This is a genomic window from Acinetobacter sp. CE-15, assembly GCF_051059255.1.
Classification (GTDB): domain Bacteria; phylum Pseudomonadota; class Gammaproteobacteria; order Pseudomonadales; family Moraxellaceae; genus Acinetobacter; species Acinetobacter guillouiae.
In genome coordinates, this window is record NZ_CP192737.1 from 3,322,270 (window position 1) to 3,345,075 (window position 22,806).

At 38.7% G+C, this 22,806-nt stretch carries 22 protein-coding genes and 1 other RNA gene; 7 read left to right on the forward strand and 16 right to left on the reverse strand.

Features of this window, described 5'->3' with window-relative positions; genetic code table 11:
• Positions 1 to 56: 56 nt before the first annotated feature.
• Together ACQ7EO_RS15250 and ACQ7EO_RS15255 are read right to left on the reverse strand one after the other, a co-directional pair.
• Positions 57 to 1,907, reverse strand: coding sequence for an extracellular solute-binding protein (locus ACQ7EO_RS15250; protein ID WP_239046128.1), 1,851 nt, complete (start codon positions 1,905 to 1,907; stop codon positions 57 to 59).
• 72 nt (positions 1,908 to 1,979) lie between these two features.
• A complete protein-coding gene (locus ACQ7EO_RS15255) occupies positions 1,980 to 5,258 on the reverse strand; it encodes a LysM peptidoglycan-binding domain-containing protein (protein WP_419311603.1) in 3,279 nt (1,092 codons plus the stop codon).
• Positions 5,259 to 5,473: 215 nt separating this feature from the next.
• Between ACQ7EO_RS15255 and dnaQ the strand changes: the two genes are divergently transcribed.
• From dnaQ to nudC, 3 genes are all read left to right on the forward strand, one after another.
• Positions 5,474 to 6,895, forward strand: coding sequence for a DNA polymerase III subunit epsilon (dnaQ, locus tag ACQ7EO_RS15260; protein ID WP_434277900.1), 1,422 nt, complete (start codon positions 5,474 to 5,476; stop codon positions 6,893 to 6,895).
• Positions 6,896 to 7,022: 127 nt separating this feature from the next.
• Complete coding sequence (locus tag ACQ7EO_RS15265; RefSeq protein ID WP_434277901.1) at positions 7,023 to 8,666, forward strand: chemotaxis protein; 1,644 nt, start codon at positions 7,023 to 7,025, stop codon at positions 8,664 to 8,666.
• Positions 8,666 to 9,424: an NAD(+) diphosphatase gene (nudC, locus tag ACQ7EO_RS15270; RefSeq protein WP_434277902.1), complete on the forward strand. Its 759-nt coding sequence runs from the start codon at positions 8,666 to 8,668 to the stop codon at positions 9,422 to 9,424. Before ACQ7EO_RS15265 ends, nudC begins: the two co-directional genes overlap by 1 nt.
• Before the next feature lie 42 nt (positions 9,425 to 9,466).
• On the opposite strand, the gene ACQ7EO_RS15275 is transcribed toward nudC, so the two are convergent.
• The 4 genes from ACQ7EO_RS15275 to ACQ7EO_RS15290 all read right to left on the reverse strand — a co-directional run bounded on the left by ACQ7EO_RS15275 (position 9,467) and on the right by ACQ7EO_RS15290 (position 12,546).
• Positions 9,467 to 10,369, reverse strand: a complete 903-nt coding sequence (locus tag ACQ7EO_RS15275; RefSeq protein WP_034614258.1) for an alpha/beta hydrolase — start codon at positions 10,367 to 10,369, stop codon at positions 9,467 to 9,469.
• On the reverse strand, positions 10,353 to 11,060 hold the full coding sequence (locus tag ACQ7EO_RS15280) for a BON domain-containing protein (RefSeq protein ID WP_004819975.1): 708 nt from the start codon (positions 11,058 to 11,060) through the stop codon (positions 10,353 to 10,355). Before ACQ7EO_RS15280 ends, ACQ7EO_RS15275 begins: the two co-directional genes overlap by 17 nt.
• 105 nt (positions 11,061 to 11,165) lie before the next feature.
• A complete protein-coding gene (locus tag ACQ7EO_RS15285; protein ID WP_034614252.1) occupies positions 11,166 to 11,582 on the reverse strand; it encodes a YraN family protein in 417 nt (138 codons plus the stop codon).
• A 13-nt stretch (positions 11,583 to 11,595) separates the two neighbouring features.
• Complete coding sequence (locus ACQ7EO_RS15290; RefSeq protein WP_096733564.1) at positions 11,596 to 12,546, reverse strand: penicillin-binding protein activator; 951 nt, start codon at positions 12,544 to 12,546, stop codon at positions 11,596 to 11,598.
• Positions 12,547 to 12,556: 10 nt separating this feature from the next.
• Between ACQ7EO_RS15290 and rsmI the strand changes: the two genes are divergently transcribed.
• Positions 12,557 to 13,402 carry a 16S rRNA (cytidine(1402)-2'-O)-methyltransferase gene (gene rsmI / locus ACQ7EO_RS15295; protein ID WP_004819970.1) on the forward strand — a complete coding sequence of 282 codons (846 nt, stop codon included), beginning with the start codon at positions 12,557 to 12,559 and terminating at the stop codon, positions 13,400 to 13,402.
• 380 nt (positions 13,403 to 13,782) lie between these two features.
• Here rsmI and ACQ7EO_RS15300 read toward each other — a convergent pair whose 3' ends face one another.
• The 9 genes from ACQ7EO_RS15300 to ACQ7EO_RS15340 form a co-directional block, all read right to left on the reverse strand.
• Complete coding sequence (locus ACQ7EO_RS15300; RefSeq protein ID WP_004722066.1) at positions 13,783 to 14,034, reverse strand: hypothetical protein; 252 nt, start codon at positions 14,032 to 14,034, stop codon at positions 13,783 to 13,785.
• Between the two features lie 175 nt (positions 14,035 to 14,209).
• A complete protein-coding gene (locus ACQ7EO_RS15305; protein ID WP_434277904.1) occupies positions 14,210 to 15,448 on the reverse strand; it encodes an FAD-dependent monooxygenase in 1,239 nt (412 codons plus the stop codon).
• Positions 15,445 to 16,656 carry a 2-octaprenyl-6-methoxyphenyl hydroxylase gene (gene ubiH, locus ACQ7EO_RS15310; protein WP_034614245.1) on the reverse strand — a complete coding sequence of 404 codons (1,212 nt, stop codon included), beginning with the start codon at positions 16,654 to 16,656 and terminating at the stop codon, positions 15,445 to 15,447. The genes ACQ7EO_RS15305 and ubiH overlap by 4 nt, the downstream gene beginning before the upstream one ends.
• Before the next feature lie 309 nt (positions 16,657 to 16,965).
• Positions 16,966 to 17,310: a winged helix-turn-helix transcriptional regulator gene (locus tag ACQ7EO_RS15315; RefSeq protein WP_419311671.1), complete on the reverse strand. Its 345-nt coding sequence runs from the start codon at positions 17,308 to 17,310 to the stop codon at positions 16,966 to 16,968.
• Between the two features lie 26 nt (positions 17,311 to 17,336).
• Positions 17,337 to 17,783 (reverse strand): hypothetical protein, encoded by a 447-nt coding sequence (locus ACQ7EO_RS15320; RefSeq protein ID WP_434277906.1) that lies wholly within the window; start codon positions 17,781 to 17,783, stop codon positions 17,337 to 17,339.
• Positions 17,747 to 18,187: a hypothetical protein gene (locus tag ACQ7EO_RS15325; protein ID WP_434277907.1), complete on the reverse strand. Its 441-nt coding sequence runs from the start codon at positions 18,185 to 18,187 to the stop codon at positions 17,747 to 17,749. Before ACQ7EO_RS15325 ends, ACQ7EO_RS15320 begins: the two co-directional genes overlap by 37 nt.
• Positions 18,188 to 18,254: 67 nt before the next feature.
• Positions 18,255 to 18,818 (reverse strand): GNAT family N-acetyltransferase, encoded by a 564-nt coding sequence (locus tag ACQ7EO_RS15330; RefSeq protein ID WP_434277909.1) that lies wholly within the window; start codon positions 18,816 to 18,818, stop codon positions 18,255 to 18,257.
• A 26-nt stretch (positions 18,819 to 18,844) separates the two neighbouring features.
• Entirely contained in the window at positions 18,845 to 20,167 is a 1,323-nt protein-coding gene (gene pepP / locus ACQ7EO_RS15335; RefSeq protein ID WP_434277910.1) for a Xaa-Pro aminopeptidase, read from the reverse strand.
• A gap of 329 nt (positions 20,168 to 20,496) precedes the next feature.
• Entirely contained in the window at positions 20,497 to 21,129 is a 633-nt protein-coding gene (locus ACQ7EO_RS15340; RefSeq protein ID WP_004819950.1) for a UPF0149 family protein, read from the reverse strand.
• 64 nt (positions 21,130 to 21,193) lie between these two features.
• Between ACQ7EO_RS15340 and ACQ7EO_RS15345 the strand changes: the two genes are divergently transcribed.
• The 3 genes from ACQ7EO_RS15345 (at position 21,194) to ssrS (ending at position 22,314) form a co-directional block, all read left to right on the forward strand.
• On the forward strand, positions 21,194 to 21,745 hold the full coding sequence (locus ACQ7EO_RS15345; protein WP_434277912.1) for a hypothetical protein: 552 nt from the start codon (positions 21,194 to 21,196) through the stop codon (positions 21,743 to 21,745).
• 2 nt (positions 21,746 to 21,747) lie between these two features.
• On the forward strand, positions 21,748 to 22,032 hold the full coding sequence (locus tag ACQ7EO_RS15350) for a cell division protein ZapA (protein WP_004819948.1): 285 nt from the start codon (positions 21,748 to 21,750) through the stop codon (positions 22,030 to 22,032).
• A gap of 100 nt (positions 22,033 to 22,132) precedes the next feature.
• Positions 22,133 to 22,314, forward strand: a non-coding RNA gene (gene ssrS / locus ACQ7EO_RS15355) — 6S RNA.
• Between the two features lie 138 nt (positions 22,315 to 22,452).
• Here the strand turns inward: ssrS and ACQ7EO_RS15360 are convergent.
• Positions 22,453 to 22,779 carry a hypothetical protein gene (locus ACQ7EO_RS15360; protein WP_434277913.1) on the reverse strand — a complete coding sequence of 109 codons (327 nt, stop codon included), beginning with the start codon at positions 22,777 to 22,779 and terminating at the stop codon, positions 22,453 to 22,455.
• Between the last annotated feature and the right edge of the window lie 27 nt (positions 22,780 to 22,806).

A 22,806-nucleotide genomic window follows, 5' to 3' on the forward strand; every position in this document is an offset into this window, starting at 1 on the left:
ACATCACTCACGTTGAGCCACTGATGTTTTAACCATGAAGATTTAAAATTATGCTTTTAAAATGCTCGATTTTTTAAATATTGCTCTACTTTTTTCGCTTGATCTGCATCTGCCCACCAATATTCTAAACCGAGGGATAATTTTGGTTTAACTTTGGGTTGCTGATACATATTCCAATAAGCATACCAGTTTTTATCATTGCCATAAGTCAGAATTTGATAATAGCCTGCACGTAATACCCGATCCAGTGCTCGGGTACGAAGCACCAATTGTTCACGGTTCGGTGCGTAAATAATCTGTTGAATCAGCTGATCGACCACTGGGCTTTTGACACCCGCATAATTGTAATTGCCCACTTCATCGGCAGCTTTACTGCCCCACATCTGTGCCTGTTCAGCACCCGGTGTTAAGGATTGCGGCATATCGATAGCGGTCATCTGAAAATCTAAACGGCGCATACGTTCTGTATATTGCGGTAAATCGACTTGACGAATATTTGCCTGAATCCCAAGTTTTTTTAAATTACGAATATAAGGCAACAAAGTCCGTAGTGCACCATCTTGATGAATCAGAAATTCAATTTGAATGGGGCGACCTTGTCTATCCACCAATAGTCCATTGTGAAAACGATAACCCGCCTTTAATAGCATCGAACGTGCAATCAATAAATTCTGTCGGTTAAAACCACTGGCATCTGAAACTGGGTATTTCCAATCTGCCAATACACCTTGCCGTTGTAATGCGGGCAATTGCTTTAAATAAGGCGTTAAAATTGCAAGTTCTTTCGCGCTTGGTTTTCCAGTCGCAGCAAGCTCACTGTTTTGAAAGTGGCTTTGCAAGCGAATATTTTGACCATATAACAATGCTTTGTTGATCCATTCAAAATCATAAGCATAGGTTAATGCTTGGCGAAAATTGAGATCACTGAATGGCGCCTTTCGGGTATTAAAAACCAAACTTTGCGTGAGCGCTGGTGTTTCAATCTTAGAAATATATTTTTTCACCAAACCTTGTTTTACCGCAGGAAAATTATATTCAGTGACCCAGTTACGGGCATTTTTTTCTTGATAAAAGCGATATTGTCCAGATTTAAACCCTTCAAAAGCGATTTCAGGGCTTCGATAATAAACATATTTCATGTGATCAAAGTTATAACGACCACGATTGATGGCTAAGTCCTTTGCCCAATAATTTGGATTGCGCTTATAGCTAATACTGCGCCCAGAATCAATATGCTCAATCAGATAAGGCCCCGATCCTAAAATCGGCTGCAAGGTCACTTTGCTATAGTCTTTATTTTTCCAATCTGCTTTTGAATAAATCGCAATTTTTGCCAAAATAAAGGGCATATCTGCATTGTGGTCTGATTTAAATGTCATTTTCACTTGGTATTTAGACAATACCTCAGTCTTGGCTAAATCAGACAAATACATTTGAAAGCCCAGATTGGCTTTGCTTTGAATGGTATCAAAACTAAATTTAACATCCTCAGCCGTGACAGGTGAACCATCACTAAAACGGGCTTTAGGGTTTAAATGGAAAATAACAAATTTGGTTTTAACAGGATCATAAGTGACTTTTTCAGCGAGAAGCGGATATAACACACCCGGCTCATCCAGTGAGCTATCCATTAAGCTATCAAACAGATAATTAATCCCTTCAGTTGAACTGCCTTTGCCATTCATACTGTTGAGATTATCAAAGGTGCCTATACTCGCTGTACTGATATAGCCGCCTTTGGGTGCATTGCTATTGGCATAAGGCATTGCCTGAGCTTTGTCATACTGTGGAGCATTATGTACAGCAATATATGCTGTTGTCTGTAGAGCAGCATCAACATTTAAGCTTGCAACACATAATCCCAATGCCAGCCCGATCGGGCTGACACATGCAAAACTTAGGCGCATTCCCCTATTTTCCTTTATTCAAAAAAGTTTTTGAAATGTTAAGCTTTAAACGTCACTCCAATAAAATGGCGCTTAAAGATTCGGAACTTTAATAATGCTGCCAATGCGTAATGATGCGTTTGGTTTTAATTCATTCATCTCAGCAAGTGCACTGGTATCAATCCCAAATTTACTGGCTAAACGAATCAATGAATCACCGCTTTTCACTTTGTATTCAGTCACTGTTTTAGGAATACGAATAGATTGTCCACGTTGTAAACCCGCACGTGGACTCAGATCATTCAATTCAGCCAGTTCTTGAACTGACATGCCAACACGATTTGCAATCGCATTTAACGACTCACCTGACTTCACCGCATAGCTTTCAGTATTCTTACTCGAAGCTTTAGCTGTTGCTTTCGCAGTCGCCTTTAGGTCTTCTTTTTCTTTAGATAGCGTGGATTTACTGGGTAATTCCCCATCAAGCTTTAAGCGTTGTCCAATATCCAAAGCCTGATTACGCGACAAACCATTTAATTCACTTAAATAAGACAATTGCAGTTTATATTTTTTTGCAACGCTTGCCAGTGTTTCACCTGATTTGACCACATGAATATCTTTGCTAGCGCCTTCTGATCTCGACTCATTTCTCGCTTGTGCTTTCTCTTTGCTGCTGGTTTCAGGCGTGCCAGTCAATTTCAATTTCTGCCCAACAAACAAACCAGATGTGCTCTTTAAACCATTTAAATCGGCTATTTGGTTAACTTGCAAATTATATTTATTTGCCAGCGCAATCAGGCTATCACCAGATTGCACAGTATAGGTTTCTGGTGTTGTTGTTCCAGCAGGGATCTTAATGATTTGACCCACAAGCAAGTTTTTAGATGTCGAAATTTTGTTTAACTCGGCTAATTCTGCCAAGCTTAATTTAGACTGAACTGCAATACTGGATAAACTGTCGCCACTTTGAACTTTATAGTTCTCAGTTTTATAGTTTGTTTCAGCTTTCACATTCTTAAACTTACTTTGATCAATCACTTTAGAGTCAAGTTTAGCTTCTGGCTCATTGACTTCATTGAGTGGTACATTGATCTTTTGCCCCACAAATAAGCTACCTGAAGTATCTAGCCCTGGAGTCAAATCAGCGAGTTCATGTACAGATAAAGCATAACGATCGGCAATCACTTTAAGATATTCGCCGCGTTTAACTGCATAAGCCTTGGTCTTGATTTTAGCAACAGGCTTAGAGGTATCTGCACGAACCACTGCTTTATTGATTTCAGATAATTTATCATCTGAAGCATCTTTAAGCTTTAATTTCTGACCGACAAATAAATTACTGTTGGTATTCAGATTATTATAATTTGCCAATTGTGAAACAGATAAATCAAACTGATTTGCCACACTGGTTAAACTGTCATTTGGTTTAACCACATAGTTGGCTGGAGCTGAATCCGTGCTTTTGCGAGAAACCACAGGGGTATCAATTTGTGGTTTGGCATCATATAAATACAAAGTCGCCCCAACAAATAAAGTTCCGTTTGGATCAACTTGGTTCCATTTGGCAATATCGCGCCAATTTACGCCATTCTTTAAAGCGATCGTTGCTAAAGTATCCCCTGCCAAAACGGTATAAGTACTGCGTTTACCTCTTGGTGGTTCAACCACAACTTCAGTTTCAGTTTTCTTAAAGTTCTTATCTTGATTCAGTTTGGCTTCTTCCGAGTTTGCAGGTGTGGTATCTGCTAAACCTTTAGGATATGAGAATCCAACCGTATTTTCTTTACCTTGAACCTCTGCAACCGATTGACTGGTTTGAATTGCAGTCAGCTTAATTTTACCATCATACGGATCCAGCACTTCTGTCCCTTGTGGTGCAATCGCCTTAATCTCTTTAACCACTTCTTCTTTTTCAGCTTGGGTGGCTTGAGGTTCTAAAACTTGTTTAACCGTTTCTTTTTCACCTTCAGCTTTTACTGCGGCAAGAATTTGTGCTTTTTCACGTGCAGAAATTGGCGGCTCTGCGGCAACAGGTTTCACATTGGCTGCATTGGTCACAGCAACAGGAATACGTGGCGCACTTGGAATATCAGCATTGGCAGCAAATTGCGCTAATGCATCCGAGCCTTGTGGTGTATTTTTGAGCGTGCTCAATGAACCTGTGGTTGTCGTGGTGGTTTTTGCTGTTGTTAAAGCAGGTGGCGTCGCTTTACTTGGTGTAATTGATTGAGTCACTGTCGAGGTGACCGCTGTAGGCGTTAAAGTTCGTGTAGCTGTGGTTGGCGCAGTATTGCTTGCCCATAAACCGCTATCAGAACCCGGTTTTAACGCTCTTAGTTTTGCATCGACGGTTGGACTAAGATCCGCAGGAATCAAAATACGTAAGGTACTCGAAGGGTCAACAAATTCACCACGATGACCAGGGTTTAAAGCATATAATTCAGCACGACTTAAATTGGTAATTGAAGCAATTTGATTGAGTTGTACGCCCGGTGGAACTGCAACTTCTCTAAAGTGCGGACGATTGGCAATCGGCGGTAAGCTCACCCCATATTTAGATGGGCTTTTAATAATCTGCGCCACGGCTAAAAAGCGTGGTACATAGTTCATGGTTTCTTGCGGTAAACGCAATGACCAATAGTCTGTTGGTAAGCCCGCAGCTTGGTTACGGTTAATTGCTTGCTGGATACGCCCTGGGCCTGCGTTATAGGCAGCCAAAGCCAACTCCCAAGAACCGAATTGATTATATAAACTGCCTAAAAATTCATAAGCGGCACGTGTTGATTCAACCACATCACGACGCCCGTCGTATAAACTGGTTTGTCTTAAACCATAGATTTTCCCTGTACTTGGGATAAATTGCCACATCCCTGCTGCTGCTGCACTACTGGTTGCTGCTGGGTCATAAGAACTTTCAATAATCGGCAACAGTGCTAATTCAGTAGGTAAACCACGACGTTCAGCTTCTTTCACGGTATGGTAAAGATAGCGTGATGCACGGGCACTGAGACGGTCAATATAGGGTTGGCGTGAAACAAACCAGCTCCGTTGCGCATCGATACGAGGATCCCAATGGTTTTCATCCATTTTAAAACCGACTGACATCCGCTTCCATACGTCACCATGTTTTAAAATCAATAGGCGATCGCCCTCTACCGCGCGTATATCAGTTGCAGAAAGTAGATCTTCTAGAGAATCCAGACTGCTGGCATCCAACATACCTGCTGACTTTGATGTTTGAACTTTTGATGTTGTCGACGTCGAAGAACACCCTGCAGTCAACCCTAATGCTGCGAATGCAGATGTTAATAAGGATAATTTAAAGAAAACAGTCGCAGTAGGTTGCCACACCATTGTGGTAGGTTTAAACATAAGAGTTCCGAACAACATTTAGTAAATTATTTTATCATTGCCATTTTAGTAGAGCTAAACGCGCTTACAAGGCAAATTTTGAATGCGAATTGCATACAAATGTTACAAGAAATTAAAAAAATCTCAGTTCATGCGTAGAAAACGCCGATTTGCGTATACAATAAATTCTTAAACCACGATGTTCAACTCTTAATTCACTTTCATTGGTTATTACTATGTCACAAACAATCACACTTTATGTCGATGGTGCTTGTAAAGGCAACCCGGGTCCTGGTGGCTGGGGCGCTTATATCATCACTGAAACAGAAGAACATAAGTTGTGTGGTGGTGAACTGGATACAACCAATAACCGCATGGAACTTACCGCAGCCATTGAAGGGATCGCATTTTGCCCAACCGAAGCAAAATTAGTGCTTTGGACCGATTCCAACTATGTAAAACGTGGCATTACCGAATGGATTGAAGGGTGGAAAAAGAAAAACTGGAAAGATGTAAAAAACCCAGATCTTTGGAAAAAACTCGATCAAACCTGCCAAGGTCGCGAAATTGAATGGAACTGGATTAAAGGCCATGCTGGACATGCAGGCAATGAAATGGCAGATCAATTGGCGAATTTAGGTACACAGCAAATACTCGACGCAAAAAAAAACACCACTGCGCCAACCAAACTGACTGAACCTATGGCAGTGGCTGATGATAAAAAAAAACATGAAAAAGACTGGCTACTCGACGATCCCTTTGGATTTGACCTGATTGAATCAGACGAAATGATAGAATCAGAAATTAGCGCTCAGCAGGATGTTATGCCAGCTCATGAAATTGTGATGGAAGAACCATCTAACCAAGATACCAATGAAAATGATGAGCCAGCAATGAGCCAACCCGCAATGCGAGATATTCATCCACAAATTGTGATTACACCTGCGACGGTCCAGTTACATGGTCCTAAACAGTTTATTCTGGATACCGAGACCACCGGTTTCTATTATCAGGACAGTGACCGAATTGTTGAAGTTGGCGCAATTGAAATGGTCAATCGTAAACTGACTGGCAGTTCGATTCATATCTATATTAATCCAGAAAAACCAGTTGGCGATTCAGAAGCCATTCATGGTATTACCGATGAGTTTTTAAAAGATAAGCCAAAATATAGCGAAATTGCGCAAGTTTTATTTGACTACTTAAAAGGCAGTGAAATTATTGCGCATAATGCAAGCTTCGATATGAACTTCTTAGATATGGAGTTCAAGCGCAGTGGTCTACAGGCACTCTCAGAAGTATGTGAAGTGACTGATACCTTGGCAATGGCGAAAAGCAAACATCCCGGACAAAAGAACTCTTTGGATGCCTTAGTTCGCCGTTATGAAATTCCGCAACGAGATCGTACTTTCCATGGTGCCTTACTCGATGCTGAAATTTTATCTGACGTTTATCTTGCCATGACAGGCGGCCAAGTATCCTTTGACATGGATGCTCTTTCTGCACATACTGATCAGGCGCAAAGAAATACAACTCGGAAAAAAATTGAAATCAATGCCCCAATCATTTTGCCTTCAGATGAAGAATTAGAAGCACATGAGAACTGGGTCAAACAATTTCAAGAAAAACATGGGGAAGCCTGCATTTTTGCAAAATAAAATTTGAAATTGATGGCTATTTTTTCTGTAAAGATGGTCTTCTTCGGCTATATTAAAACTTAGAAAATTAGCCTCATTTTGAGGCTATGAAATAAAACATTCAGATACCCAGGATAGGTGCAGATCAATGTCTTACCAAACCTCTATACATTTTGATCCGACAGCATTACTTATTATTAAAAAAGAAGTCGATAATTCAATTTTACAGGTAGAATCTGCTGTCAGTAGTTTAGTTGAAGACCAAACTTTACCCTTCGGTATTGATGATGCTTTGCTTCAATTTGAACAATGTGTAAATGTGCTGATGCTCATCGATATGCCGCATGTTGCTAAAATTGCGCAACTCTCAGCAGCGGTGATGCGTAAAGTGATGCAAAACCCACATGAGATCAATACTCAAGAAGTCATCGCTTTGAGTGAAGGCACCACCATGCTCAAACGCTATATTGAGTTTATTTGCCTTCGTGAAGTCAGAGCGCCACAATTTTTGCATGACACCTTAAATCGCTTAGAACTTTCTTTAGGTCTAGATCTAACACCTGAAGGTCAAGCAATTATTCCACTGCTCGACTGTGTAACACCGAATTTTAACTTGCCGCAATCACCTGAGTTAGAGCATTCAGTATATGTACATAAGCTGTATAAATTATGCTTACACAAGCTGCTCAAACAGCAAGAAACAGATTTAGATTTACAGGGCATCAAGCTGGTTGGGACTGATTTGGCAAATGCAGCCAAAGGCCAAGCAAGTGCACAATACTGGGCTTTGGTTTCAGTTGCTTTAAATCACATCGAAAACATCATTCTCAATGACACACGCCTCAGAACGCTAATCAGTATTGAAACCAATATGTCTTTATTCTTTAAAGATCTAAGCGGATTCAATCCATCTTTATTAGATACAGCCAATATTTTGAGTATTTGTATCAGCCAAGAAGATGAAATATCACAACACATCCGCGAACAGATTAATGTTGGCGAAGATATTCTGACTGACACTCAACTACAAATATTTAGTCGCCATTTATATGGCCCTGACTTTGAAACCATTCATAGTGTGAGCCAACTGATTACGGACGAAATGTCGCAAATCCGTAATGATATTGAGTTTAACTACAAAAATATGAGTGATGAAAAAACGCAAGAATTGAAAAGCAAACTGACCGATCTTGCACATGTATTTAAAGTCTTGAATCTCAATGAAGCCTATAGCGGACTGAAACAACAGGCTGACCTACTGTCTCAAGACAACATGCTCAAAGATGAAAATTATGCGCAACAGTTGATGAACAGTATTTTATCAGCGATGAATTCGATTGGTATCTTAGAGCGTAATTACACATCGAGTCGTTTACAGTTAAAAGTGAATAACTTGCAGATTTCATTAGATCGTCTAGATGAAGCACATGCAGCATTATTGACTGAGACCAAAGCGCTGGTTGATTTAAGCTCACAAACATTGGTGCAATATTTACAAGATCCTCAAAGCACAAGCCTAGACCAACTTCCATCACAATTAAGTGAAATTGGTGGGGCTCTGTTGTTCCTTGCGGCAAAAGATGGTCAAAAAGCATTGCTGCTCTCTGCGGAGTTTATTCAAACGGGTCTTAACAAAGAACACGTGTTTAACCTTGCGCAAGTCAATAAACTGCTGGATGTTTTAGCCAGTGCAGACATGATGATTGAAAATCTACAAAATAAACAACCTGTTTTACAAGCCATGTTTGATGTAGCATTAACAAGTAGTCAAAATTTAAAATCGGTAGCCTAATGTCAGAATTATCACTTGCATATATCTTTCACCATCAACAACTTTTAGTGGATGAAAATTTACAACTGCCTAAAGTTGAAAAGTTAGCAAGTGATATCAGCTTTAACTCGGGTGATCAGATTATTGCCCGAGATCTATTTATCGAAGATCAAATTCCAGCGGGATATCAACTGATCCCGATTCGTCAATTGATTTCACAATGGACCAAATCTGAGTTTGAACAAGCCAGTCGTGCAGTACAGTTGCTAGAGTGGCGAAGAAACCATAAGTTTTGTAGCCACTGTGGTCACGAAACCGAGGTTCATCCCACTGAATATGCCATGGTCTGCCCTCGCTGTCGTTATCATCAATACCCGCGTGTACAACCGTGTATTATCACCGTGATTACTCGTGGCGATAACGAAATTCTATTGGCAAAAAATGCTAAGAATAAAAGCAAGATGTATGGTCTTATTGCGGGTTTTGTTGAGGTCGGTGAAACACTGGAAGAAGCGGTTAAAAGAGAAACGTTGGAAGAAGTTGGCCTACATGTCAAAAATGTCCAATATTTATCCAGCCAACCTTGGCCTTTTCCAAGTAATCTTATGCTGGCCTTTAAGGCTGAATATGAATCTGGTGAAATCGTCTTACAAGAAGAAGAAATTAGTGAGGCTCAGTTCTTTAAGTTTGATCAGCTACCCGAAACGCCTTTTAGTGGCAGTATCGCCCATGCCATGATTGAACATGTAATTCACAATAGACCAATGCATAAAGACTGATCTTGATTGAGACATGTTCAAATCAAAAATGCCTAGCAATTGCTAGGCATTTTTCATTGCTTCATTTAAAACCTTAATAATTTCAGGTCGGGTTTTATAGAATCGACTAAACAGACTTGAAACACTGCCCATAATTGAAATATGACCAGTTTTAGGAATCGTGTAAATTTCACAATGATTGCCTTGTTCAAGTAATTGCTGTTTAAAATCTAAAGAGTTTTTAGCTTTAACGATCTGATCATTTTCCGCCAAGAACAAATAATGCTTTACCTCATTTTTTTCAACAAAATAATACGGCATTACTTGTTGATAAGGGATACTTTGATCAAACGCATTCTCGGCTAAAGCATCGCCTTTATAATCAAAATGATAAGGTCCAGCGATTCCAATCAAAGCTTTAATATTTTGTTTGATGGCCAGTTGGTAGTGCTTAGGATGATAAAGCAAAGACGCAATATTAAATGCGCCTGCTGAATGCCCCATCAAGGCAATTTTATCCATTGAAATACCAAAACGTGCTTGTTGTTGCTCCAAATAATTCAATGCAACAGCAAGATCATCAATATAGCTTGGAAATTTATGCTCAGGTGCCAAATGATAGTTCAGCACTGCCACGTTATAACCAAAACGGCTAAACGCCTCGCCTACAAATTTATAAGCACTTTTATCGCCATGACTCCATGCCCCACCATGAACAAAAAGAATCAGCGCATTTTGTTGCTTTTTATTAGAAATATATAAATCTAAACGTTGTCTCGCCTTTAAGCCATAGGCAATATTATGCTGAATGGAATAGCCCTTTTTAGGGGTCAAGCCATTAATGGTAATACTGCCTAAATCGTATAAACGAAAATCTTGATAGTGCGATTTAAATTGAGATTTTAGGTGTTCAAACTGCTTTCCAAATCTAACTTTTAAAACTTTTAACCTATTGTTGAATAACATTATTATTTGGCTCTGTAGCATTAGGATCAATCGCAACAGGTGTCTGTACATCAGGTTGTTGCTGTACATTATTTACCACAGGTGCTGTGAAAGATGAAGTTTGGACTGAATTATTCGCTTGTTCGATGTTATCAATCAAGGTCACAATTTTAGTCACATTTCCAACTTTTTGTAAAACATCATTTAAATCTGCAATTTCAGCATTGTTTAAACGACCTAAAACATACAACACGCCGTCTTCTGTATGGATCAAGACTTTATTGTCTGAAACCACAGGCGCTTTCATCACTAAACCACGAGTATTCACAGTAACTGATGCATCTTGCATGATGGTGCTATAACCGATTTGATTGCCTACAGTCAGGTAATTATGGACTGCTTTTACATCGCTCATTGCTCGTAGATTATCTTCTGCCAACTGTTTTAAATGTGCATCTGGCACTTGCCCTGTCAGTAACACATTGCTGTGAAAACTATTAATATTGACACGAGATTGCTTAAATCGAGCATCCAACTTATACAAGTTGATTTTCGCAGTTCGCTCAATAGAAGAATCAATAAACACTTGTCCTAAAGATCGAACACCACTATCTGTTCCCACTGGTGAAGAACCAGTACCACCTGAGATAAAACTCGCGCAACCAGACAAACTTGCTACACACATCATGGTGATGACAATACGTTTTAACACTCAGCAAGACTCCTATTAATTTCAGCCTGCTAAACAACCCATTTAAACGTCGTTAACATGCTGGAAAATATATTTATTTTTGAAATAACCGTACATAAATTTCAGTCACAGATTAATCAAGTCTGCATCTAAAGTAAATGCATTTTCAATCCAAGATTGATCATAAGAGATTTTACTGAGGTCTTGCTGTACGTTTTTTGCAATTTTATGATGTAAATCAAAACCAATCACATCGAAACGGCAATAATATTGTTCATATTGTGGATGTTCTTGTAAAAACTTAAACGCCGTTTTAATCATTTTTTGTTGTTTTGATTGATTTACCGTTTCAAAAGCATGCCCCATCTGTGTTGGAGTTCTTGCTTTCACTTCAACAAAAATTAACTCTTGTTTAGACTGCGCAATAATATCTATTTCACCAAAGCGCGAGAAATAATTCAATTTTACGATCTCGTAGCCATGTTGAAGCAGTAATTTCACTGCTTCTTGCTCCGCCCATTGTCCTAAATTATTTTTTGCCATGAGAAACCTGTCATCACAAAGGCACTAAATTATTTTTTGAGCGTTCAAAACATTGCGGAATACGTTCAACACGATTGCCATCAATTTTAATTTTTCCAGTGCGCCCATTAAAGGTTAAGCTTTTTACATTCGGATCCAAAACAAATTGTTCAGCAATATGCCAAGCATCTCCACCAAAGGCATATAAACGCTGATACGGTAACGAGGTCGGTTTATCTTTATAAGCTTTGACCACATCATCCCATTCGGCGATGTATAAGGCTGGAACATCACAGAATTTCATCCCTTTAGGCAAGGCCTTTTTTTCATCAACGGCAATGGCTTGGGTATAAATTTTTTTCTTCTGTAATTTGGGAAAACTGGTCAACCATTGGTTTGAACCTAACAGTAAAATACCCTCTCGATCCGAAATCGACTTCGGCATATGCTCTACAGGATCAACTTCACCCATATAATTGGCAAATAATGCATTTAAAAAGTTAATAGATTCTGCTTCTGTGCCTTTTTCACGCACCACATAGAGTTTGCTGACTTTATCATGCTGGATATAGTCAAGTAGCGCCAAAGCATCGTCATTTTTAGAAAGACTATATTGCCAAACACTTTTATAGCTTGGATAAACTTCATTGAGTGCCAATACAGGTACTTTAGGCTTTAAATTAATTAAAGCCTCAACATCAGGACGAGCCAAAGGCCCAATAATCATTTTAGTCTTTTTATTGACATGCTGCTTTAACAGCGCTTTGATGGTCTTTTGATCTGAATCGACAAATTTTAAGGGTATTTCATTCTTTGAGGCCTGCGCGGCACTTAATATTCCTTGTTTAATACTCAAACCCGCTCGCGACATAGGGCCTGTTTCAGGTAATATAACCAGAATTTCTGCGTGAACTTGGATTGTAAATCCAACCATTCCCAACACAACCACTCTTTTAATACTGTTCAACACTAACTTATTCTTCATGGAGACCTTTATGAGTGCTCAATTATTCGTCGTAGCGACCCCAATTGGGCACTTAGATGATATGACTTTTCGTTCTATTGAAGTTTTAAAGTCTGTTTCTGTTATTGCGGCAGAAGATACACGTCAATCTGCTCAATTATTAAAGCACTATAATATCTCAACTCCGCTCACAGCGTGTCATGATCACAATGAAAGTAACAAAATTGATATACTTATCGAAAAATTAAAAAGTGGTCAGAATATTGCACTGGTCAGTGATGCTGGTACACCATTGATTAGTGACCCGGGTTTTAAATTGGTCCGTGCTGCTCAGGAGAATGGTATTCGCGTCATTCCTGTGCCGGGTGCATGTGCTGCTATTGCTGCGCTAAGTGCGGTGGGTTTACCCAGTGATCGTTTTAGCTTTGAAGGCTTTTTATCGTCAAAACAATCACAACGATTGATTCAATTAGAAAAATTAAAACATGAATCACAAACCATGATTATCTATGAAGCGCCTCATCGTATTTTAGACAGTGTCAAAGATATGGCTGATGTTTTTGGTGCAGATCGCCCTGTGGGTTTTGCACGTGAAATTACCAAAACATTTGAAACGATTAAAAAGATGACTTTGGGCGAGTTGGTGACATTTATTGAAAATGATCGCAACCAGCAAAAAGGTGAAATTGTTTTAGTTATTGGTGGTGCACCAGATGCCAAAGATCAAGATGTGGAACAAGAGAAGTTAGATCAACTTTTAAATCGCTTATTACAAGATTTATCAGTCAAAGCGGCATCACAACTTGCTGCGGATCTAACCGGCATCAAAAAGAAAATCGCCTATCAACGTGCTTTAGAGCTGACTAATCAACAATAATTTTATTACTTGAGTTGAGAAATGCATATATAAGCATTTCTCAATCTGCTTTTCTACAAGCAACTGATTGCTCTGATTACTTTTTCCCCTGCCTTAATCTATTAAAACACAATAAGTTTTAATCACGCTCTGATCAATCTGACACGTATAAAAGCTGACACAGAAAAATAAATAATCAAAAGTACAACATTACTGAACTGATGATTTAATCAGTCATACACTTAAAGCAAGCAGCAAGGATCCATAAAAATAAAATAGCTCATTAAAAGTTCAAGTAAAAAGTCACAAACACTAAAACTTTTTAAGATTGAGATTTAAACATCTAAAAATAGACAGCATTCCAACCAAATTTAAAAAAGCACCTTTCGGTGCTTTTAAAATCAATCTTTAGCAGATTCATCTGGTGGAACTTCGGTAATTCTCCCACCACGCGCTAAAAATGCAGCGACTTCATCTTCCAACGCTTCACGCTGTCTTTTTTTCGCTGTCACAGTGAGTGTTTCAGCTTCAGCCAAATCTGTATCTGAAACTGTAGAATCACTTGCCGCAGCGCCTTTTTCAGCCGCTTTAGCTTCATCATCGTCTACTGCATGATCTTCTGAATTATCATCATAATCATTTGTATCTGTCATCTTTAACTCCCCATCAATGACGTCAATGTACCATCCGAAAAATGGTGATGTTTTACAGAGAAATGTATCAAGCTCTTCGCGATTCGACTAGTATCTAGATACACAAAATCGTGTTTTTTTTCATCAAATTCGTAATGTTGTTTAAATGATTGGTTAAAAAATATCAGAAATCCAATTAAATGGCATATTGCGTGCTTTTTAAAGTTGCCAGCCCATTGGCTTGTGCCATAAATTGATCTTTTAAAAATGGCATATTTTCAACTTGTTTTAAGCCAAAGTTACGCGCCCAAACCAATGGAAATATTTTCGCAGTTTCTACAAAACCAATCATCGACATGCTATGCATCATGGCATCATTTTGCCCTTTACGTTGGTGTTCATAACGCTTTAAGGTTTGTTCATGTGCCCATACGCCACGCTGTTTATCTTTAAGTAATACATCACACAGAATAGCAGCATCTAAACACCCGATATTTACGCCTTGCCCAGCTAAAGGATGAATTACATGCGCTGCATCACCAATCAAGGCCAGCCCATCTTTTACATAACGTTGTGCCGCACGCGCCTTAAGTGGAAATTGAGCCCGTGGTGTCGCTTCAACGATCTTGCCCAACATATGATGACTTTCACGTGTCAGTAACGCACAAAAATCAACATCATCTAAGCGTGCATATTCTTCTGCATAATCATCAGGTAAGGTCCAAACGATTGAAATCCAGTGTTCAGCTTGTTCTGGCTTTAAACTCGCCATCGGTAAAAATGCCAATGGGCCTGTCGGATGGAAAATCTGACGAGCCACATATTGGTGTGGTTGTGTGGTACGAATCGCACAGGTCAAACCTGCCTGTTGATAATCTAAAACATCAAGATCGATAAATGCTTGATCACGAACAAATGAATTTGCACCATCTGCACCAATCACTAACTTGGTCTTTAGCTCAGTCCCATCTGCAAGTTTAATGATCCAGCAGCCTACACCCTGCTCTACTCGCACAACTTTAACTTGAGTACGATAATCTTGCAGTTGCTCCAACATTTCCTGTTGGATGGCAAGGTTTAATAAACTTGGTTCAACCATTGAACCTAAGCTTTGCTCAGCTGTGGGAAAGTTTTCTGAGGCTTGCCCAAAGTTAATTTCACCATAACCATTTTTATTCCAGACTTGCATGCCTGTATAGGGCATTTGGCGAGCGATTTTTTCCCATACATTCACCGTTTTTAACAAGTGAATCGTGGCTTGGCTCAGCGCTAAAACCCGTGGATTAGCAACAGCTAACGTCTTTTCAGCATCTAAAATAGGGGCTGCATCTAAAACTGTGGCTTGCACACCGCCCTGTGCTAAAAGTAATGCGGTTAAGCCACCCACCAGACCACCACCCACAATCACCACATCTAACATATCTTGCTGTGTCATGCTTTTAATCCCATCGCATAATTGGCAACCAAAGGCTTAATCCCAGGAATCACATCAAAAGCCACCAAGCCAGTATTACGCAATAATTTTAACACTGGATTTTGATTACTAAATCCACGCACTACAGAATCACAGAATTTAATCACACGTTGCTGATCAGTTAAGCGAGATTGTTCATAGGCCTTTAACATCTCAGGTTGACCAATATCATCAGATTGCGCAATTTGCGTTGTGATATAACGCATCAGCACATCTGCATCACGCATACACAAGTTAAAACCTTGTCCAGCGACAGGATGAATCGTATGTGCAGCATTACCCATCAAAATTACCCGACCCACCGCTTGTTTTTCAGCAAGCACTTGTGCCAATGGGAAGCTAAAACGTTTACCTGTTTTTTGGAATTTACCTGCACGATCACCATAAGTTTGCTGTAAAGCATCAAGGAAATGTTGGTCATTTTCATCACCCAACCATTCATCTTCTGTGCCTTTTTTCACTGGCCAAACCACTGAACGACGACATTCCCCCGGCAATGGAAGCAATGCCAATGGACCTAAATGGCTAAAGCGTTCAAAGCCCACTTGATGATGTGGTTTAGAGGTTTGTACTGTTGTGACAATTGCCACCTGATCATAATCATGCACATCCACACCAACACCTAAAGCTTGGCGACAGAAAGAATCACGACCATCCGCAGCAATCAACAATTTGGCTTTAAGTGAATGGGTATATTCTTCACCTCGATTGGCTTCAACATATACATAGTCACCCTCTTGTTTTAGTGAGGTGACTTGTACACCGTCGATCAATTCAATTAAAGCTTGCTGGCGAACTTGAGTCAGTAGTACACGGCCTAGCCATGCATTTTCAATCACTTGCCCAAAACTTTCGACTTTTTCTTGATCTGCAACTAAACGTGCTTTACCAAAACTGCCTTGTTCAGTGATATGTACTTCGAGAATAGGAGTCGCATGTTCTTGCAAAGCATCCCAAAGACCGAGTTTTTGATAAATTTGCACGGTACGACGTGATAGCGCGGTATTTCGTGCATCAAAACTGGAATGATAGGGTGCAAGATTGGCATCATCATAATTTGGATATTTCACAGCCTCTAAAAGCTTTACCGCAATATTGGCTTTTGCCAACATCAGAGCCAAGCTCAGCCCAACCATTCCACCGCCGACGATGATGACTTCTTGTTGCATGCTTTTATCCTTTCTATATGTGATTCAGCGTACTGAATACTTATAATCTTGATTGATTTCATATTACATCAAGCAAAGTTATTTTTATATTGAAATAGGAAATTGTTGGCTGTATTTGTACTGAATCAATACGCTATTTTTAACATAAGTATGAAAATTAAAAATTCTAGCCAAGAATTAAGCATGTTATTTAGCTCGGCCAATATGGCACCTTAAAGGTATTGTTTAAATATCAAACACGAAGAATAGAAAAATGTCGTTGATAACTTTACGATATGCCCATAATCAATTTAAAAAAAATGTAACATTTCATAAACAGTGATTAAAACTGTCTCGCATCATTTCTCTTTCTCTTATCCACTCACCATACTCTCTACACATGAGTATAAATCGATCGAGATACTGACCTTCTTCTGTCAGTGAGTATTCAACTTTTACAGGTTTTCCCTCATAGACATTCCTTTCTATAAACCCTTTATTTTCAAGAAAATTTAATTCTAAAATAAGCATTCGTTGCGAGATATTCGGAATATTATTTTTAATCTCACTAAATCGTCGGGGTTTCTCTAGTAAAAAGGACAAAATCATCATTTTCCAACGACCACCTAATTGCACAAATACCTCTTCAACGGGGCAACCTGAGCGATATTGTATGAATTTGAAATAATCTTTACATACATTTATTGAACATATTGCCAAATATCAGGATCTTTATAAGTTTCGTCAATCTGATAACCTGCTATCTTTGCTCTACTTTCTTTCACTCTTCGATCATTCTTATTTTCATCTAGCTCTCTTAAAAAAGCTTGTTGTAGTTGCTCAGGACTCATTGTATCTGAATCAGAAATAGCATTTCGTCCTGCATATCTAAAATGCTCAAAACTATATCTCACCATATATTGTTCTTTTTTATCATCTTTATAAGTTCTATTAATCACAATATCTACTCGGACATCATTATTGTATAAATTAAAAACTAACCTATTAGTCTTTGATAAAATTTCTTGTAATTCCTTAGGGCTTAATTTAACTGTAGGATCAACTACGTCTCCCATATTTTGATCCATATATTTGAGATTTTCTTTTTTATCTATGCGAGCTGCATAAGGTAAAAATACTGCTTCCATTGCTGAGTATCCATTTGATCAATAATCTTTGTATACGCAGTATATGCTTCTTGGCTATTGGTATATTCATTCTGATGTAGACTGGCATTGATATCCATAATCTGAATACCATCATTACTGCGTCTCGCAATTTGTGTTCCCATAACACTTATGACATTGTCAATTTCAAAGTTACTCTTCCCAGTTACAACTTTTACTTTACCGAGTTGTGGTGGAGTCCAATCAAGTGATAAAAAATTCATTCCAGCAGGTTGGCGATCTATAGGAATATGGCTATATTGAATAAAATCTTTTAGGCCTTGTTCACCAAAATGTAGGTCGATAACTTCCAATTGTTGACTCGTGACTTGAGTATTCTTATTTGTGATGTTACTTGGCTGACATGCCAATAAAGAACAGGACATTACTGTCAAAAAAGTTGAAATAAAACTGAATCTCATATCTATCACTATGATTTACCCTTATTTCTATTTAAATATTTTTATTTATTTCAATCATAAAACCCACACAATCTCTCTTATTATCTCCCAAAGCTGGAAATATAGCCCAATGCTTTAACAAGGTTGTTTCAATAAATCCTGTTTCAATCAGAACGTTTCGTGATTTCACATTTTCTGCATCACAAAAAGTCTCTATTCTTTTAAGCCTACTGCTATTTTTTAAATAAGCAATGACAGCAGTGATTGCTTCCCTCATAAAGCCCTGCCCTTGAAATTTACCTCCAAGCCCAAAATGAATTTCACCGTGATCTCCCTTGTGAATAAACATCACAAGCCCCATAGCTAAATTGGTTTTGCGCTCGACAATAATCCAAGCAAAATCTTTATCATTATTTTCCCATTTTGTACCACTCCAATTTTCAAACATACACTTGGTTTGCTCAATATTGGCATGTGGTCGCCTTTGTAAATATTTCGAAGACTCCCTGTCTCCGCAATACTCATGAAAAAGTGAGATTTCATCACCGTGAACAAACTTGCGTAGAATCAAACGATTTGTTTCTACTGGCTTAGCTAAAACGGTGTAAGTATCCATACATACTCACCTTTCAAATTAAAAACTTATACTGACTTTGCCATCAATGCTTCAATATCTTCAATCGACTTCACCACATTTTTGGTCAAGACCAATGGCCCCTGTTCAGTTGCAACCACATCATCTTCAATCCGAATACCGATACCACGCCATTTTGCCTCCACTGTTTCATCATCAGGTGCGATATATAAACCTGGTTCAACAGTAACAACCATACCCTGCTCATAGCTACGCCATTGACCATTTTCATCTTTATATGCGCCAACATCATGCACATCCATACCGAGCCAATGCCCTGTACCATGCATATAAAACTGACGATAGCCTTCAGATTCAATAATTTGATCAACATCACCTTGCATAATACCAAGCTTGACCAAACCTTCTACCATGATCCGTACTGCAACATTATGCGGTTCTTTATAAGAATGACCGATTTGAATTGCATCTATCGCAGCAATTTGTGCATCTAAAATAATTTGATATAGCGCTTTTTGTTCAGGGCTAAACTTACCATTTACTGGAAAAGTACGGGTGATGTCTGAGGCATAGCATTCATACTCAGCGGCCGCATCAATCAACACCAAATCACCATCTTTTAAGGGTTGGTTGTTCTCAACATAATGTAAAATACAGCCATTTCTCCCGCCACCCACAATGCTGTTATAGGCAGGAACACAACCACTCTGACCAAAGATATAATTCAACTCAGCTTCTAAAGCATATTCCATCATCTCAGGATGAACTTTTTGCATGGCACGCGTATGCGCATCTGCACTGATATTTGAGGCGATTTGCATCAATTCAATTTCTTGATCGGACTTATGCAAACGCATTTCATCTAAAATTTGATCAAGTTGAATCAACTGCGTTGGAACGCCAAAACCACGTCCAGATTCATTGGCTTTGGTGATCCAAGTACTGACCTTGGCATCAAAATCTGCACGTTGACCAATACGATAGAATAATTTTTCTTTATTTAAAATTTTAGCAATAATTTCTTCGTCAAGCAGATCAATCGCATAAGCTTCATCTGCTTCATAATCATCAACCGCACCATCGATTCCAGCGCGATAACCATTCCAAATTTCCATCTCACGATTACGTTCACGACAGAACAAGCTATAGATATATTTCTCACCAGTTTCATCTGTCTCTATGACTGCAACTGCTTGTGGCTCTGCGAAACCAGTTAAATAGAAAAAGCTACTGTCTGCACGAAACTTATAATCAGCATCTCGGTTACGCATGACTTCTGGACTGGTTGAGATAATTGCAATGCTATTGGGACCCATTTGTTCAGCGAGGCGGTCACGACGTTCCTGAAAATCTGCTTGAGTTAATTTCATTCTCTATTCAGCTTGTATTTCAGATGATTAATTTGGAAGAAGCTTTAACTTACAATTACGCTTAGATGAATGCAAATACTGATGACTCAATATTTGCATATTTTAAAATAATTTTATTACTTCTCTCGTTTCTCGTTCTGCGCTAAATCGCGATAATAGAACAAGCAAATCATTCCAAACTAAAAAATTTAAACCTTTACATCACGACTTTATTCAACTTCGATGTTTTTAAAGCGAATAAAAAAGCACTGTAAAGGGAGCTGTAAAACTGGCTGCTCATCAAACATAGATGTTCTCAAAGTTTAAGTTTCTTAGCTTTTTTCTTAGTTTTAGCTTGGGCGATGTGGAGTAAACATCTCTACAACATTGTTACTTTCAGAAGCATCAATTGCCTGTTTCATTTTGCTATGAAAATTTTGCAATAAAGGGCTTTCTGACACTGGAACTTTTTTTCGTCCCATTGATAATGATACAGGGATCAAGCGTACAAATTCATACAACTCAAGATAGCTTGCTTCGCCCTCATCATCGTCATCTGATTCATCAAACTCAACAGATGCAACATCTTGTAAACTTTCAATGAGCTCTTGTTCATCTGCGCGAATATGACCAGAAGCCAATCCAAAGCCAAGCACAACCCCTGCACACCAATCTGCCAGTGATTGCACACGCTCAGCCAATGTATGCTCATCATCTGGAAGCATTGGAAGATAGTCTAAATCATCGTCTGAAAGTGCGTGTGATACGTCCTCAGCTTCATCAGACAATAGTGCAAGCGCTTCATCGTCTAATTTTGGCACATCAAGCGTAGATAAAATTTGTAACCATTCATCTCGAGTCGGAACTTCAGTAACACAAACTATACCTGTCAGTAAGCCATGTAACTCACTCGGGCTTGAAATTTCCTCAATCCCCTCAAAATTTTGATTCCAATCTGACCAACCTGAAATATCGTCTTGCATTCGTTTATCCAATCTCTATACTTCTGTATATATTACCTTTGATTGCAAATCTGTGCGACCCGTTATGTTAGAACAATTACAGCGTCTACAGACGCATATTGGTGTTTTAAAAACACGAATTGAAACTGTTGAGAAAGAAAATGCATCGCTGTTAAAAGAAAAGGATAACAGCGAAGAGCAATCTCATGCTCAAATTAGCCATAAAAATAGCATTATCACCCAAAAACAAGATGAAATTGATACGCTCACTGAGCAACTCTCTCAGTTACAAAATCAGTTTCAACAGCTCAATACAGATGCCACGTCTTTAGCTGAGCGTTATGGGCGTTTGGAAAAAAGCTGTACCGATTTAAAAAATCGTTTTCAGGAAATTTTGGCTGAACGTAATGAATTGCGTGTGGTTAAAGAAAAAATGGTAAATGAACAGCGCCATCACTTACAAGACATCAAAGGTCTTCAAGATGAGCGTGAACGTTTAATTCAAAAAAATGAACATGCCAAAACAAAAGTGGAAGCCATTATTCAACGCCTTTCGATTTTAGGGACTGAACAAGATCATCATGCGCAAGAAATCCAACAGCTTGCTCACCCATCAGAGTCTAATGAGGAAGTATGAGTATGACTGAACATGTGACTGTAGAATTACGCTTAATCGAGCAAAGTTTCCGTTTAGGCACCACAACAGATAAGCAACCAGAACTCGAACGTGCTGGTCGACTTTTAAATGAAAAGTTTCAAGAATTCCGCCGTAAAGCCCCTAATGTTGAACACAATAAATTGGTGATCATGGTGGCTTTAGAACTGATGCAAGAAGTTTTAGGCATGAATAAATCGTTACAAGAATATGCACAATGCGAACGTTTATTAGCGACCATGTTAGAAGATGTTGAAAAAGCGGGATAAACCGCTTTTTTTTCGTGCAATTGATTGGTTTTTTTATGCTGTATTTATAAATTATGAGCGTTGGTGATTTGCCACAATCTCCAAATTATGTATACTTAATACAACTCTAGGGTGTTCGCCAGTACGTCTATTCCCCTGCCGATACTTAAACTTATGGATGTGTTCTGTATATTTTGAGTGTATGCCCACCTTGAGTGGGAAACCCATTAAGTGTACGTCGCGTCCACCTTGAACTCATCGGGTTCAGGGTAACGACCATGCAGCGGCATCTCTGGAGTGTTTTATTTTCAAATCCTTATAAAATAAAAATTATAAATATATGTTGAATATGCCTTTAATTTCATTTCCAAAAATATAGTCCCTACTTATAGGTCATAGCGAAACAACTATCTATTCTCTTTGATCCACGCGATAAACTGATTAAGTTGGATTTGCACTATCATTCAAAAACTCAACTGATTCCAAACACAATTTTTTCCATTCAGCTGCAAATTCGTCTTCCGCTTTTTGTTTACCTAAATTTGTAGCATATACAGGTTTTGATTCTGCATCAGCAATGATGACTTCTAAATTTTTTGCATTATTGCTTAGTTCGCCTTTTAAATTAAATGCTGTATTTAAATCAACACCAAACTGTCTTAACTGCATGATCATTCCAGCACTTTCTGCAATAATTTTGCAGTGATCTATTTGATTTGCATAAATTTCCAGGCTAAATGATAAAAGCAATAAAATTTTCAATTTCATTTTTATAGTCCTTAGAATTTTTCTAAT